14 protein-coding genes are annotated in these 15,190 nt (G+C 46.3%); 8 read left to right on the plus strand and 6 right to left on the minus strand.

All coding sequences use genetic code 11. The features are described 5' to 3' along the window. Window positions 1–39: 39 nt before the first annotated feature. On the minus strand, window positions 40–498 hold the full coding sequence (locus D3D03_RS04195) for a DUF2975 domain-containing protein (protein ID WP_119922876.1): 459 nt from the start codon (window positions 496–498) through the stop codon (window positions 40–42). A 202-nt stretch (window positions 499–700) separates the two neighbouring features. Between D3D03_RS04195 and D3D03_RS04200 the strand changes: the two genes are divergently transcribed. The 4 genes from D3D03_RS04200 to D3D03_RS04215 all read left to right on the plus strand — a co-directional run bounded on the left by D3D03_RS04200 (window position 701) and on the right by D3D03_RS04215 (window position 3,705). Continuing rightward, the gene (locus tag D3D03_RS04200) at window positions 701–919 is read left to right on the plus strand and encodes an AbrB/MazE/SpoVT family DNA-binding domain-containing protein (protein WP_026833035.1); all 219 of its coding nucleotides are present in this window, start codon (window positions 701–703) and stop codon (window positions 917–919) included. Between the two features lie 36 nt (window positions 920–955). After that, on the plus strand, window positions 956–1,456 hold the full coding sequence (locus D3D03_RS04205; protein WP_026833034.1) for a cation:proton antiporter regulatory subunit: 501 nt from the start codon (window positions 956–958) through the stop codon (window positions 1,454–1,456). A gap of 3 nt (window positions 1,457–1,459) precedes the next feature. Further along, complete coding sequence (locus D3D03_RS04210; protein WP_026833033.1) at window positions 1,460–2,680, plus strand: cation:proton antiporter; 1,221 nt, start codon at window positions 1,460–1,462, stop codon at window positions 2,678–2,680. Between the two features lie 101 nt (window positions 2,681–2,781). Further along, window positions 2,782–3,705 carry an NAD(P)-dependent alcohol dehydrogenase gene (locus D3D03_RS04215; RefSeq protein ID WP_119922877.1) on the plus strand — a complete coding sequence of 308 codons (924 nt, stop codon included), beginning with the start codon at window positions 2,782–2,784 and terminating at the stop codon, window positions 3,703–3,705. Between the two features lie 94 nt (window positions 3,706–3,799). On the opposite strand, the gene D3D03_RS04220 is transcribed toward D3D03_RS04215, so the two are convergent. After that, window positions 3,800–4,321 (minus strand): dihydrofolate reductase family protein, encoded by a 522-nt coding sequence (locus D3D03_RS04220; protein ID WP_119922878.1) that lies wholly within the window; start codon window positions 4,319–4,321, stop codon window positions 3,800–3,802. 83 nt (window positions 4,322–4,404) lie between these two features. Between D3D03_RS04220 and D3D03_RS04225 the strand changes: the two genes are divergently transcribed. Together D3D03_RS04225 and D3D03_RS04230 are read left to right on the plus strand one after the other, a co-directional pair. Continuing rightward, complete coding sequence (locus D3D03_RS04225; RefSeq protein WP_119922879.1) at window positions 4,405–5,292, plus strand: helix-turn-helix transcriptional regulator; 888 nt, start codon at window positions 4,405–4,407, stop codon at window positions 5,290–5,292. A gap of 82 nt (window positions 5,293–5,374) precedes the next feature. After that, on the plus strand, window positions 5,375–7,387 hold the full coding sequence (locus tag D3D03_RS04230; protein WP_119922880.1) for a Na+/H+ antiporter: 2,013 nt from the start codon (window positions 5,375–5,377) through the stop codon (window positions 7,385–7,387). A 293-nt stretch (window positions 7,388–7,680) separates the two neighbouring features. On the opposite strand, the gene D3D03_RS04235 is transcribed toward D3D03_RS04230, so the two are convergent. Then, the gene (locus tag D3D03_RS04235) at window positions 7,681–10,077 is read right to left on the minus strand and encodes an efflux RND transporter permease subunit (protein ID WP_158583682.1); all 2,397 of its coding nucleotides are present in this window, start codon (window positions 10,075–10,077) and stop codon (window positions 7,681–7,683) included. A gap of 238 nt (window positions 10,078–10,315) precedes the next feature. Between D3D03_RS04235 and D3D03_RS04240 the strand changes: the two genes are divergently transcribed. Next, complete coding sequence (locus D3D03_RS04240; RefSeq protein WP_119922882.1) at window positions 10,316–10,918, plus strand: TetR/AcrR family transcriptional regulator; 603 nt, start codon at window positions 10,316–10,318, stop codon at window positions 10,916–10,918. Between the two features lie 242 nt (window positions 10,919–11,160). Here the strand turns inward: D3D03_RS04240 and D3D03_RS04245 are convergent, their stop codons facing one another. Next, a complete protein-coding gene (locus tag D3D03_RS04245) occupies window positions 11,161–12,576 on the minus strand; it encodes an NAD-dependent succinate-semialdehyde dehydrogenase (protein ID WP_028106327.1) in 1,416 nt (471 codons plus the stop codon). Window positions 12,577–12,765: 189 nt separating this feature from the next. Here D3D03_RS04245 and D3D03_RS04250 point away from each other — a divergent pair, with 189 nt between their 5' ends. Continuing rightward, window positions 12,766–14,028 (plus strand): polysaccharide deacetylase family protein, encoded by a 1,263-nt coding sequence (locus tag D3D03_RS04250; protein WP_233550635.1) that lies wholly within the window; start codon window positions 12,766–12,768, stop codon window positions 14,026–14,028. A gap of 119 nt (window positions 14,029–14,147) precedes the next feature. On the opposite strand, the gene D3D03_RS04255 is transcribed toward D3D03_RS04250, so the two are convergent. Continuing rightward, window positions 14,148–14,660 carry a GNAT family N-acetyltransferase gene (locus D3D03_RS04255; RefSeq protein WP_119922884.1) on the minus strand — a complete coding sequence of 171 codons (513 nt, stop codon included), beginning with the start codon at window positions 14,658–14,660 and terminating at the stop codon, window positions 14,148–14,150. A 121-nt stretch (window positions 14,661–14,781) separates the two neighbouring features. After that, complete coding sequence (locus D3D03_RS04260; protein WP_119922885.1) at window positions 14,782–15,129, minus strand: membrane lipoprotein lipid attachment site-containing protein; 348 nt, start codon at window positions 15,127–15,129, stop codon at window positions 14,782–14,784. Window positions 15,130–15,190: the final 61 nt, after the last annotated feature.

Raw genomic sequence — 15,190 nt, forward strand, 5'->3', positions numbered from 1 at the left:
TGATGTGCTATACCAAAAATCGAATACTGGTTCTGAACGTCAATCCGGTTTCTGAAGTAGTGACTGCAGAAGTGAACTGATCACGCTGAACGTAAACGGAACCAAAATCAGTAGGAAAGCAAAAAGAATGAGACCGGGCGCATCATCACGATCGGCGACGATGAACATGACAGGAAACAAACCGAGTGCGACGGCGCTGATGATGTAACAACATAATGTGATGATCCCAAATGAATTGGCAATTGGAGTAACTGTTTCGTTCAATTTAAGGGAACGAAGAATTTTCAAGATGTGGATCAAGGCAATCAGACAAGGGATAAACGCTAGCAGACCCGCCATCAAAATAAAATAGCCCGGCTTATCAAATAAAAAAGGAATCGAAAATCCTTTTTGTGCCCCTTTGATGAGTACCGAAATCGCGACACCCGCTAATCCGAACAGACTAATCAGAATTCCGGCGAAAACAAATTGCAAATAAACGAAACGCCATTTTTTCATGATCCATCCCTCCTTTCTTCCTTTCAGTATAGACCAATACAGATGAAGGATTGTCCGTCCGAAGGAGGGTTTCGACGGGGATTGATTCTTTTTTTAGTAATTCACAGCAAAGTACTCGGAATTAAACTGGAAGTATGTTATGCTATAAATAAGAAAAGTAAGGAAGTAAGGAAAATCAGAAAAAGAAAGAAGGAAGTTCGGAATGGAGCTATCCAAGTTGACGTCCAAGGGACAGATTACGATCCCGAAAAAAATCAGACAAGCGTTACAGGTGGAGGAAGGAGATCGCGTTGCATTCATCGAGGAAGACGGGTTTGTCATCATGGCGAAAGCGGATTTAAAACAGCTGCATGACCTTCAAGATATATTGAGTGATGAAAAATTCAAGTCGCTCATCCAAAAAGCCAATCATCATCTATAAACCAATCGATTGACCAATTTAAAGGAGGAACTACAGATGGATATGCGTGAAGTGGATTTACCAGGAATCGGACGGAAGTTCGAAGGCATCACAACTCGAGGAGACAAGGTGGTCGTCATCGTCCATGACGACGGTCGCCGGGAAATGCACCATTATGACGACGACGATTTTGATGAGAGCATCTCGAGCGTGACGTTTAATGACGCCGAAGCCCGTCAGATGGCCGGTATTTTAGGGGGCCTTGCGTACAAACCGAAAGATCTCGAAAAAATTGAACTGGCGTTTGACGATCTTGTCATCGAATGGTTCAAGATCGGGCAAGATTCCGCCGTCAACAACCGGACGATTGGTGAACTTGATGTTCGCAATCAGTATGACATCTCGATCATCGCTGTTCTGAAACACGATAAATCAAAATCGTTGAATCCGGGACCGGATACACGTCTTGAAGCAGGCGATACGATCGTCTTGTCCGGTGAACGTCAACATATCCGCCATATCACGAAAGCCCTATTCTCTATCGAAGGAGGCGGATAATAGATGGATCATTTAATATTTGAAGTTGGTACCGCGCTTATCTTAGTGGCGATCGCAGCATTGCTTGCGAATAAATTGAATTTTTCGATCATTCCGTTTTTAATCATTTTAGGAATGATCGTAGGGCCGCACGCTCCGACAATCGGGATACTAGACTTCAAGTTCATTGAAAGTGCAGAGTTCATCAGTTTTCTCGGACGAATCGGCGTCCTGTTCCTCTTGTTTTATCTCGGATTGGAATTTTCGATCGGCAAGTTGATCCGGTCGGGTAAATCGATCGTCACGAGCGGAACGATTTATCTCTCGATCAACTTTACCGGTGGTCTACTGTACGGCTTCATCGCCGGATTCCCACTCTATGAAGTGTTGATCATTGCCGGAATCATCACGATCTCATCCAGTGCCATCGTGGCGAAAGTCCTGGTCGATTTGCGCCGGACCGGGAACACGGAAACGGAATTGATTCTCGGCATCATCATGTTCGAGGACATCTTCCTCGCCGTCTACCTGTCCGTCTTATCAGGACTCCTGCTTGGAGACGGGACGACGTTACTGTCATCTCTGACCTCGATTCTGATTGCCCTCGGATATATGCTGTTGTTCTTCATCATCGCCCGCAAAGCGACACCACTTCTGAATCGGATGTTGAAGATCGCCTCGGACGAAGTCTTTATCATCGTCGTCTTTGCGTCACTGTTCTTCGTTGCCGGTTTCTCGGAAACAATTCACGTTGCGGAAGCGATTGGTGCCTTACTGCTCGGACTCGTCTTTTCAGAAACGGATCAAGGCGAACGGATTGAACATCTCGTCGTCCCGTTCCGCGATTTCTTTGGTGCGATCTTCTTCTTCAGCTTCGGACTGAGCATTGATCCGACGATGCTGCTCGATGCCGTGTGGCTCGCACTTGGTGCCGTCGTCATCACGATCGTCGGGAACTATGTCGCCGGAATGATTGCCGGACGCAGAGCCGGACTGTCACACAAAGCGTCATCGAATATCGGTCTGACAATCGTCTCCCGTGGTGAGTTTTCAATCATCGTCGCGAATCTTGGGATCGCCGGCGGACTGATGGACATCCTGTCGCCGTTCTCCGCCTTGTACGTCTTGATTTTGGCAATCCTCGGACCACTGATGACGAAAGAATCCAAACGGATTTACAACTTCATGAACGGCATCTTTAAATGGACCGAACCGAAACCGAAAAAGACAAAACCAAAAGCATGATGGCTGGCAGGTGTCAGGTAAAACAGACCCGCATCAAGCAGGCTTTCGAGGCTCCACTGTCGTATTCCTTAAAGTAACCAATCTGTACGAGGAGGGATACAATGAAAGCCGTCATTTGTACTGCCTATGGTCCGCCGGATGTGTTGAAGTTAGAAGAAGTCGAACAGCCTGTCCCGAAAGCATCTGATCTGCTGATTCAGGTATATGCTTCCGCCGTGCACTCCGGGGATCGACGTCTGCGGGCGCTCGACGTCCCGGCAGCCGGAAAGCTCCCGATGCGTCTCGTCGTCGGATGGAAAGCACCGCGGCAACCGATTTTAGGAGTCGTCTTGGCGGGTGAAGTCGTCGCGACGGGTTACCGGGTAAAAAACTTCAAGGTCGGCGATCGTGTCTACGCCCTGACCGGAATGCGTTTTGGCGGGTATGCCGAATATGCCTGTATCAAGGAAAACAAGTGTGTCCAGCAGATGCCGCGCAACGCAAGCTTTGCAGAAGCAGCCAGCCTTCCGTTTGGCGGAACGACCGTCCTGCATTTTTTCCGGAAACTGAACCTCGAGCAGGCGAAGTCGATCTTGATCTACGGGGCGTCCGGAGCCGTCGGTTCAATTGCCGTCCAGATTGCGAAACAATATGGTCTTCATGTGACGGCCGTCTGCAGCGGGCGGAATGCGCAATTGGTCAAACGGCTTGGCGCGGATGTCGTCGTCGACTATACGACAGATGGTTACGACACTGAGCTGACAACGTATGACGCGGTGTTTGATGCGTCCGGGAAGGTGGACAAACGGACAGCCCGGCAGCATGTCAAGTCGGACGGAGCGTTTCGTTCAGTCGCCGGACAAGGTGTCGCCCGGGCGCTGAAGGACGATTTAACCCGGCTGAATGAGTGGTTTGAAGCGGGAAAGATCCAAGCGGTCATCGATACGGTGTATCCGCTTGAGGACATCGTCGCCGCTCACTGTTACGTCGATTCCGGACAGAAGCACGGCAATGTCATTGTGTCGGTTGCCGACGATCATGGCTGAACGGATAAAATGAAATACCGTTTTCAAGAAAAAACCTTTGAACACATGCATGAATCAACTGCATTGTTTCAAAGGTTTTTTTCTGTCTGGCAGGTCATTTCAAGACGTCATACGTTGCCATGATGAATTGTCCGGACGGACGGCAACCGGTCAGCCGGAATCGGGTCTCGAGCGTCCCTTCCGGAAACAGCGGGATTCCACTGCCGAGGACGACCGGGGCGATTGCCAGTTCGAGCTGATCAATCAGTTGTAACCGTAACGCTTCTTGAATCAATTCACCGCCGCCGACGAGCCAAATCTTACCGTCAATCGTCGGACCAATCCGGTTGATTAGGGCATCGAGCGGTTCATTCGTGTAGATTGCGTGTTCCGACTGTTTGTCCGGTTGCCGGGTCATGACATAGTTGTCGATGCTTGGATACGGATACTCTTCGCTCAATACCAAGACTTCGTCAAACGTCTTTCGGCCCATGATGACGGCACCGACGTCTTCCATGAACGTCGCGTACCCATTGTCACCGTCACCTTCGACGGCAAACAGCCAATCGAGCGAATCGTTTGAACGGGCGATTTTTCCATCTAAACTGCAGGCGATATATAAAACGGTTTTTGTCATCGTAACTCCTCCTGTTGTTTGTTCTACACTTAGTCTACGGTATAATCATGACAAAAGATGTCGTAATTAAAGAGGGGATTTTTATGAAAAGTCGTCATTTAAAAGTCATGCGTCTGCTGAACCGGCAACAACTGCTGACGGCACGGGAATTGGCGGACGCCTGCGGAGTTTCCTTGCGGACAATCCAGCGTGATTTGCTCGAACTCGAAGCGAACGGGTACCCGATTTACAGTGAACGGGGAGCCGCCGGCGGGTACCGTGTCCTGCCGAACCGGTTGTTGCCGCCGCTGGCCTTACGGGAACAGGAAGCCATCACGCTGTTTTTGATGCTCGACTGGGTCGGACAGATTCCCGACCTGCCGTTTGGTGCGTTGCGGGGCAATCTTGCCGAGTGGTATCTGCACGAACTGCCGTCTGATCTCGAAGCCAAAATGGACCGCTTAAAAGGACGGGTCCGCTTTGCGCGACCGGATACACCACCGTCTCCTTTGACGCGTGACTTGCTGCGTTTGATGGAGGCGGAAGTCAAAGGCGAAATCACGTACGAGACGACAAGCGGTCGGCGGACAATCCTAATCGATCCGATCGGTCTGATGTTTGATCGCAACCGCTGGTACCTGCTTGCCCGGACGGACCGGGGGCTGCGCCAGTACCGGGTCGACCGGGTGGAACACGTGCAACAGACGACCCTCCCGTCAGACCGGATGACATTCGAAGAGGCCGACCAACACGGACAGGCGGGGGAACAGGTGACGGTCCGCTTGGAATTGACAACGCTCGGAGAACGGTTGCTTGAAGGAATCCTGCCGCTGAATGAACAACGCACATGGTCGGTCCCTGTTGCTGAATTACCGTTTCTCGGCCGGCAATTGTTTGGGCTCGGTCGGGAAGTCAAAGTGTTGGAACCAGCGTCACTGATCGACGATCTTCAAAACCAAGCGCGCGCGTTGCTTGCGGCATATGACGATTGAAAAGGGGAGAATCCCCTAAGTCAGTGAGAAATTATGTTACGATATAATCAGAGAAACAGTGAAAGAATGGAAGGGGTTTTCTATGGAAACGTTATCACTGATTTTATTAATGCTTGCCTTGATCATCTTGACGCAAGTACTCGGGCATTACATTCGCTTCATCCCGACCGCCTTGATTCAAATTCTCGTCGGAACGATTGCCGCGTTGTTAATCAGCGGTCTGAAGATTGAAGTCGAATCGGAATGGTTCCTGCTGTTATTCATTGCACCGCTCCTTTATAACGACAGTTCACATTTTCCGCGCGAAGAACTCTGGAAGATGCGGGCTGCGATTTTCGGAAATGCAATTGTCCTCGTGTTGCTGACGACGATCATCGGCGGTTACTTCATCAACTGGCTGGTGCCGGTGATTCCACTCGCGGCAGCCTTTGCGCTTGCAGCGATTCTTTCGCCGACCGATCCGATTGCCGTCAACGGGATTGCGAAACGGGTCCAGATACCGGAACAGATTCTCAACTTAGTCCGCGGAGAGTCATTGATCAATGACGCGTCGGGACTGGTCGCCTTCAGCTACGCGGTCGCAGCGGTCGTCACCGGTTACTTTTCGGTTCAACAAGCGACGACGGAATTCATCTACATGTTCGCCGTCGGAGCCGTCGTGGGTCTGGCGATCAGTATCGCGATGAACTGGTTGAAGATGAAATTACGCCGAACAGGAATTGAAGATGTCGTCTTTTATGCCTTGCTGCAAATTTTGACGCCGTTCATCATCTTCTTCGTCGCCGAAGAAGTCTTACATGCCTCCGGTGTCATTGCCGTCGTTACGGGCGGGATTCTCCACGCCTTGATCAAGGAACGGACGGAAACGTTTTTTGCCCAGGAACAGACGTTGACCGACAACATCTGGACGATGATCGCCTACATCTTAAACGGGATCATCTTCTTGTTGCTCGGTTTGACGTTGCCGGAAGCGACACGGGAAATCTTTGCCGATGACGCGATCAACAACTGGCGCTTGATGTTGTTCGTGATTGAAATCGGTGGGGTCATCCTCTTGATTCGTCTGGTTTGGACGATGTTCTTCAATTGGTTCGACCACCGTTTCCTGAAAAAGGCGGATCATCAAAAACCGTCCTTTAAACAGGATGTCATCACGACACTCGTCGGCGTCCGCGGAACGATCACGATGGTCGGGGTCTTGTCGTTACCGTTCTTAACCAACTCGGGACAAGCGTTCCCGGAACGGTCACTGATCATTTTCCTTGCGGCCGGCGTCATCATCTTCACACTCGTTCTGGCGACAGTCCTCTTGCCGCTGCTCAACCGCGGAGAGGCAGATGCCCAACCGGAACTGGATCTAAATTCGTTTAAACAACGGATGGTGACACGCGCCATCACGGAAATCAAGCAGGTCGTCAACGAAGAAAACTCGACCGTCGCCTTTGACTTGTTAAACGAATATCATGTCATGCTACGTCTGTTACGGGCACAGGAGAAAAGTGAAGAAGAATTGACTCACTTCAATGAACAACTGAAAAAACTGCGTCTCGAAGCAGTCCAGTGGGAACGTGACTTCACGAAACAGTTCCTTGCCGATCATGAGACACCGGACCAATTGAAGAAAGAAGTTTTCCGGTCAATCGACAACCGACGCGAAGCGATTGACAAAGAGGCGCGTTTCCGGCTGACACAACCGATCCGGAAGATCCTTTGGAAACGGAGACGGTCGAATATGTCGTCCGACCAGTTGATCCGGCTGACGCAAGTCGAGCATGAACTGTACGAACAGGTCATGGGTGAAGTCATCGCCCGGCTCGAAGGATGCCGCGGCGATTATCCGGTCGATGTCGTGCAAAGCGTGCTCGAATTCTACAAACGGTTACGCTTCAAGCATACCCGCTGGTCGTCACCGGTCGGCGGGAAAGCCGACGTCGATCAACAAAAAGAAGAACTCTGTTTGCGGGCAATCGAAGTCCAGCGTCAAGAAATCGCTTCGATGTCGAAGGAAGGCGATTTGTCCGGCGAAGAAGAAAAAGAGTTACGCCGGTTCATTCACTATATCGAAAGTGTCGTTCTTTACGAATATGTAGAATGAACGGAAAAATAGGATTGTCTTAAAAGTGAGGATGTCTCTTGATTAAAATGAACAAAAGGAGGGAAATTTCCGGAGTGAATCGGGGAATTTTCCTCCTTTTCCTTATGGGACACTGTGTGACGTACAGACGACGGGTTTCGCTATTGAAAAGGTGGATTGTCAACACTAAATTAGACAATTCACTAAGAAAATTAGACTGCCTGATACCGTTCAGTACGGTACAATGGCAGCCTAATCAAAGTGCTTTATTTGTATCTTATATAACTAGGTCAGTTTAATATGAAAAATTTAGCTTATTTTTTCTTTTTTTCGATTAATACAACAAGGGATGGCAGGATAAACAAGGCACTGATTAAGCAAAGAAACGTATCGAGTACAGTTGTAATACCAAAGGATCTCAGCATGACAAACTGTGAGAAAATTAAGGTGCTAAAACCTGCCATTACCGTTAAACCAGAAGCTGTAATCGCACGTCCTATCATGGAAATTGCATGGACAATCGCTGATTCGTAAGACCGTCCATTTTCTCGTTCTTCCTGATAACGTTCTATGATAAGGATAGTAAACTCACTACCGATTCCTAGAACCAAGGAACCAAGTACAGCCGTTAATGGATTGATCTCAATATCTAACGTGAACATCATTAATGAAGACCATCCCACGACGAGTATGATGGGTAAGATGGAGTACATGGTCAGCTTCCATCTTCGATAAACGAGGAGCAATCCGATTACGATTGCTAAGACTCCGATGCCGACTGACAAATGGCGGTTTTCTGTCATTGTACCAACTGATTTGATATTGATTACATTACTACCTGCGGGCTCCAAACTGACTCCCTTAGGCAAACTAATTTGTTTTTCTAGTTGATTTAACAACGAAGCCTGCTCTTTCATACCTGTCTCTTTGATCGTAAACGAGACAGATGACAACGTATTGTCTGTAGATAGTAAGTTACCTTTTAATTCAGTCGGGATTTGAGAAAGGATTGTATTGATTTTTGATTTACTCTCAGGAATCTTTCCTTGATTCGCCTGTTTAATGAGAGTAGCGATACTCGTGACACTCTCAATTTGGGAGTGTTTTTTTAATTGCTGTTCTTCGTACTCACTAAGTGCTTGGATCACTTGAGGATCAGTCACATTATCTGCTTTTAAGATAAAAGAGATTTCGTTTGTAGAGCCAATGATTTGACGTATATCATTTAATTCTTTAAGTTCGGGTGCGTCTTGGGGCATTAGTTTTTCGATATTCGTCTCGATTTTTAACGAACTATCCACGTAGAAGCCGCCTGCTGCCAAGGAAATGCCAATTGTCAGTAGAAGGAGTGGTTTTTTGACGGCGATTAAGGCAAGTTTTTTCATGAAGCCTTCCATCTTACTTGGAGTTAGCTTTTCTTGAGGCGTAAAGTTACGGTCTCTTAGAATAAAAATCGAGTACATCAACAGGAGACTAACCGTATAAGATACGATGACTCCTACAGATAGCATGATGCCGAAATGTTGAATCATAGGAACTTTAGAAATCAACAAGGTGATGAATCCCAATGTCATCGAAAAGACCGCGATACCAACCGCGATTCCCATCTTTTTAATCGATAAAACGACTGCTTCTTTTGGTGATGCTCCTGTACGTAACTCCTCGTCATACCGATTGTGAAACTGAATTGCGAAATCTGTACCGAGACCGATTAAAATCGGTAGGATCGCCATGGTCACCATGCTCATCGGAACTCCGATATAGCCCATGATGCCTAGAGTCCAGATTAAAGATAAGAAAACAACTGGTATGGACAACAATCGCCATCTGACGGGGAAGACGACGAACAAGATGACTAACATTAAGACGAGAGACAAGCTGAGCATAATAGACATGTCCTTTACCATGCTGTTATAAATCGCTCCATAAATTTTGGGTGTCCCGGAGATTGTAGTATCGAGGTTTTTTAATCCAACTTTAGCAGTCTCGGCAGATACTTGTTTTGTTAAACCAGACAGTTCATCGTATGGAATACCACCTTTTACTTTCATGATGATAAGAGCGTGCTTTCCATTTTGGGGCATTAGTTTATTAAACATTGGATTTACATTTCCTTGTTCATCAACAACGAGTTCTTTTACAAATCGTGAATTATCGATAGAAGGTTTTCCGATGTTGGATAATGCAGTCAAATCAATGCCTGATTGCTCCTGTGCCCGCTTTAAAAACTCTTCTGTCGTATTCCGAGCGACCGCATCTTGCTGTTCACTTGTTGCTCCTGTTGCGATTGCCTCTTTGACCGCAGCTTCACGTGCGTTTTTGAGCTGAATTTCAAGATTTTTCATGCTGGTGTTCGACTGTTCTACACCACTTTCAATAAGGTTGTAATAGCTAAAGGATGATTGAATCTCATCTTTTTGGACCAGCTTTTCTTGTAGTTTATTGATCGCGGAGAGGTTATTAGGAGATAGCAGATCATCTTGAGTACCTGACAACAGGATAAAGAGCGTATCACCACCAAAATTATCATTGTATTGTTCCGTTGCCTTGTAAAGAGGATCGTTCTTAGAAATCAATGTTCCTTGACCAAGATCTACTTGGATTTTGGTCAAGCCGAATCCTAGTAGAAGTGTCACGACAAGTATTGATACGATGATCTTCTTCGGATGACCTTGAACGAGATGACCGATAAGTGCTAATAGTTTTTTCATAATGAATTCCTCATTTCTTTTAAATGAACATAGTGTACAATTAAATACAGCTTGTTTAATTAAATGATAGGGATATCGATTAGGGTTCTCAATATTCAAAAGCATTCGGTTCGTTCTTTATTTGACAGACTAAAAAGATATGTATCAGAAAGCAAACTTATAATACAAAAATAACGAAACTGTTCAATTCTAAGTAAGGTGAATTGTTTTCAATGTTGATATGAAAGAGGGGATTTAAGTGGTTAAAAAGACAGACCTTCGCGTTCAAAAAACACAGTTACTCATTCGTAATGCTTTTTTAGAGTTGATCGATGAAAAAGGATTTACATCGATGACAGTCCAAAACATTGCAGACAAGGCGATGATTGGAAGAGGAACGTTCTATTTACACTACAAAGATAAATATGATTTGATGGATCAATTGATCGAGTTCAATTTGAATAAACTCTCGGAGATCATACAACCTTCTTTTCACTTTAGTGAAAATAAATTAAATGTGGGTGAACTTCGTAAAATGTTGATTTGGGTATTTGAGTATATTCAAGAAGAACATTTCTTTTTTAAAATTATGTTATCTAACCGAGATACGCCTAATTTTAATAAAGAATTAACGAGTTTCTTTTTTGAAAAATTTATGATTGAATATGACAAATTGAATGTAGTTCAGAAAAAAGAAACTCCGAAAGGGATTTTGATTAGCTATTTATCTTCTTCCATTCTTGGAGTCATTGTTTGGTGGCTTCAAAGCGATATGATCTATACGCCAAGTTACATGGCCGAATGCATCATTGATTTGTTGATTGAAGGTCCGAAATCAATGCTTGAAATCGATTATGAATAAGGATGAAGTCACTAATAGTATTGAAAATATTTCTTCGTTAACATTGCTTAAAAACAACAAATCTATTGCAAAATACACATTGTACAAAGAACGAGAATTTTTCATGCGTACCTTATTTACGTACTAAACTATTACGAATAAGAAAAATTTGAATAGAAATGGCCGATGATTCCGTGGAAAGAAGGAACCATCGGCCATTTTATTAGTTTTGGAGCGACTTATGAGTCAGCCCCATCTTGCGATTAACCGAGTGACAAGTATTTGACTTCGAGGTAATCCTCGATACCGTAGACGCCGCCTTCACGACCGAGTCCACTTTCTTTATAACCGCCGAATGGTGCTTGGGCAGCCGATGGTGCACCGTCGTTCAAGCCGACGATGCCGTACTCGAGTTTTTTACCGAGTTGAAGCGCTTCGTCGATTTTTTCCGAGAACGCATATGCCGCAAGACCATATGGTGTGTTGTTCGCGCGTTCGATGACCTCGTCGAGCGTTTCGAAGACGGAGATCGGAGCGAGTGGACCAAACGTTTCTTCCTGCATGCAGATCATATCTTCCGTGACATTACCGAGCACGGTTGGTGTTACGAAGTAACCGACAGAGTCATCAATCGTTCCGCCCGTTAAAATCGTTGCGCCTTTTGCGACGGCGTCGTCAATGTGTGCTTTAACTTTGGCGACGGCTTTCGCATTGATCAATGGTCCAATCGTCGAATCCGCGTCGAGTCCGTTGCCGACTTTCAAACGGTTGACTTCGGCGACGAATTTTTCAGTGAAGGCATCAAGAACTGATGCCTGAACATAAAAGCGGTTCGTTGCGACACACGCTTGTCCGCCGTTTCGGAATTTCGAGCGGATGGCGCCTTGAACGGCTTTATCGAGATCCGCATTTTCCGTGACGATGAACGGGGCGTGTCCACCGAGTTCAAGTGACAGTTTTTTCATCGTATCCGCTGCTTGACGCATGATCAATTTACCGACCGCTGTTGAGCCGGTAAAGGTGATTTTACGAACACGCGAATCGGCTTGCCAGACACCGCTGATCGTTGCCGCGTCACCCGTCAAGACGTTGATGGCACCAGCCGGAATACCCGCTTCGATCGCCAGTTCGACGAGGCGAAGTGCCGTATAGGGTGTTTCTTCCGATGGTTTCAGCACGACGGTACAGCCGGCAGCGAGGGCCGGAGCAAGTTTCCGTGTGATCATCGCTGCCGGGAAATTCCACGGTGTGATCGCAGCGACGACACCAACCGGTTCTTTTTCGACGAAGAGCCGTTTTCCGGGAACAGATGCCGGGATCGTTTCCCCGTAAATCCGGCGTGCTTCTTCTGCATACCACCGGACATACTGATTACCGTAGTCGATTTCGCCGCGTGCTTCGACGAACGGTTTTCCTTGTTCGCGTGTCATGATATCCGCCAGTTCATCGCGGTGTTCTTGAATCAACCGGTACCAGGCATCGATTTTATCAGCGCGGTCATCGGCTGTCCGCTGTGACCAGTCAACGAAAGCCGTACTTGCCGCATCGACGGCGCGCGCTGCATCGTCTGCTGTGCTGCTCGGGACGTGTCCGAGCAATTCTTTTGTTGCCGGGTTAAAGACCGGAATCGTTTCTTCTGTGTTATACCAAACTCCATTGATTACGTTTTGTTCAATCATGTGTTGCACCTCCGTGTGTTTTCATTACGTCCCTAATTAAACACCCATCGGACCGGTTTGTGTACTTCCGCTTTGGATGGGGGACATAACGAACTGGAATGCCCCAACAAAATAGTTAATCGACTGAATAATCGGGTAGGGATATAATTAAGCAGGGAAATCAGATTTCTAAAAAGGAGAGCGATAGCGATGAACAGCAAATGGATCGGACTTGGTCTTACCGGAATCTTTCTTGTCAGCGGTTGTGGTCAACCGGCAGTCAAACCGATAGTGAAACCGAAGCAGACGGGAACGGAACAGACCAAAAAGCGGCAAGCGACGGATGAGGCCTACATAGAGCAGGAACTGAAACGGGCGGACGACATGGCCGCGCAGTATGATTACGGGCGGGCAATCCGGATTGTTGACCGGCTGAAGACGGCGGAAGCGAAACAAAAGCGGGCAGAATACGTGACGAAACAAGCAAAGCTCGTTCCGATCAAAGCCGGAACTGCCGTGCCGCATCTGTTTTTCCATTCGTTGATTGCAGAGCCGAAGCATGCCTTTGACGGAGACCGGAAAGAGCAGGGCTATGACGATTACATGGTGACGCTCGGCGAATTTAAACGGATTCTGAGTGGACTGTATAAGCGGAACTACGTCCTTGTCCGACCGACGGATCTTGCAATGTGGAAAGACGGACGGATGACAGAGACGGCACTCGCGTTTCCGAAGGGCAAGCATCCGCTCGTCCTGTCGCAGGATGACGTCAATTACTATGAATACATGACCGGGGACGGATTTGCGACGACGTTACGAGAACACAACGGACAGATCACAAACACGATGGCCGGTAAAGCAGATGGGGCCTACGATCTCGTTCCGGTCGTCGATCAGTTTGTTGCGCAACATCCCGATTTTTCATATCGCGGCGCCAAAGGAGTGCTCGGCATCACCGGATACAACGGTGTCCTCGGTTACCGGTCATCGTATGCCCAGTACGGCAAGTCAGCCAAAGTCGAACGGGCACGGCTTGATGCGAAAGCAACGGCAACCGCGCTCAAAAAAGACGGTTGGCAGTTTGCGAGTCACACATACGGTCATATCTCAGTCGGGAAAGTCAGTCTGGCGACCATTCAAGCGGATACGGACCGTTACAACCGCGACGTCATGCCACTGATCGGGTCGACCCGTCAGTTGATATATCCGTACGGCAGTGATATTCAGGACTGGCATGGGTACAGCGGCGACAAGTACCGGTATTTGACGCAAAAAGGATTCCGCTATTTTTATAACGTCGACGCCTCGCAGCATGCCTGGAAGCAGGCGGGGAAAGACTATTACCGACAGGCGCGGATCAATGTCGACGGGATCCGTCTCCGCCAAGCGATTGCCGGGAAGACCAACGTTTTGGATCCGTTCTTTGATGCGAAAACCGTTTTTGATCCGATGCGGCCGGTTCTTAAAAAATAGGCTCTGTTGCATTTGATTGCAATAGGTTCACAGGAAAAGGCACGAAACGCTGTTAGATAAGCGTTCGTGCCTTTTTAAATTGTTTCCAAATATTCATTGAAGAAGGTTATTAAGTATATTCATGTTTCTTTTGTCCATTCCATTAAAAGTGAGTCATGATTTAACTCTTTATTTTGCGTAAAACCGCATTTCTTATAACTTGAAATTGCTCTTTTATTATTTTTCTTAACGTCTAATACGACCTTTAAAGCATCTTTGTCATTCCAAAGATACTCCAGCATCATTTGAATCATCATGGAGCCTATACCTTTGCCCCATAATTGGGGTTCTCCAATAAATTGATCTATACCATAAATATTTTGATTTTTTGGAAGATCATATTTTTCCAAATCAATTTCTTGAATTTTATAGTACTGCATATAACCTATGGGTTCGCTTTTGTACTCTACAATACAAGGTGTAACATAATGCTCACCTTTAATTCTAGGAACATATTTATTTATTACTTCATCTAATTTGGAAGGTGGTTCTTCATAGAATTCTAGTACCTTCTGATTATTTAACCACTTCACCATTAAATAAAAATCATGAGAGGTCATCGCTCGAATATGTACATCAACATTTAATATCATACGGATTTCCCCAATCGGTTTTTTAGATTGCTCATCGAACTTAGTCGTTAAAGTAGCGAACATTCTGATAGTGCGGAGCCATAATTACTACAACTGAAAAAAGTAATGAAAGAGAAATTTTCTATTCTCTATTCATCACTTTTTCTAAAAGCCACTTTTTATTTTCTTTGTCTTTTACGATGATATAATCTTCCGTTCCCTTAACGGAATAGATTTTCGATCCGACCGGAAAGTAATTCGATTGATTATTCCCTTGAGGCATCTCATTGGCTTTAGTTTTCTTGATTATTTTGTTGATTTCTTCTCCAAGTTGCTTGGATGTATCCAATTGAGCTTCTGTTCCGTTATATTCTTTGTTATTCACCACTACAATCATCGCATAACTACCAGTGCTCTCTGTATCAGATTGACTACACCCAGCCAAGACAAATAAAATTCCACTGAATAAAATGACGAGTATTCTTTTCATATGAACTCCCCAAAATCATTATTTGTATAATTATAACATACGATAAATAAATCACCCTTTA

It is taken from the genome of Exiguobacterium sp. RIT452, assembly GCF_003598705.1.
Taxonomy (GTDB): domain Bacteria; phylum Bacillota; class Bacilli; order Exiguobacteriales; family Exiguobacteriaceae; genus Exiguobacterium_A; species Exiguobacterium_A undae.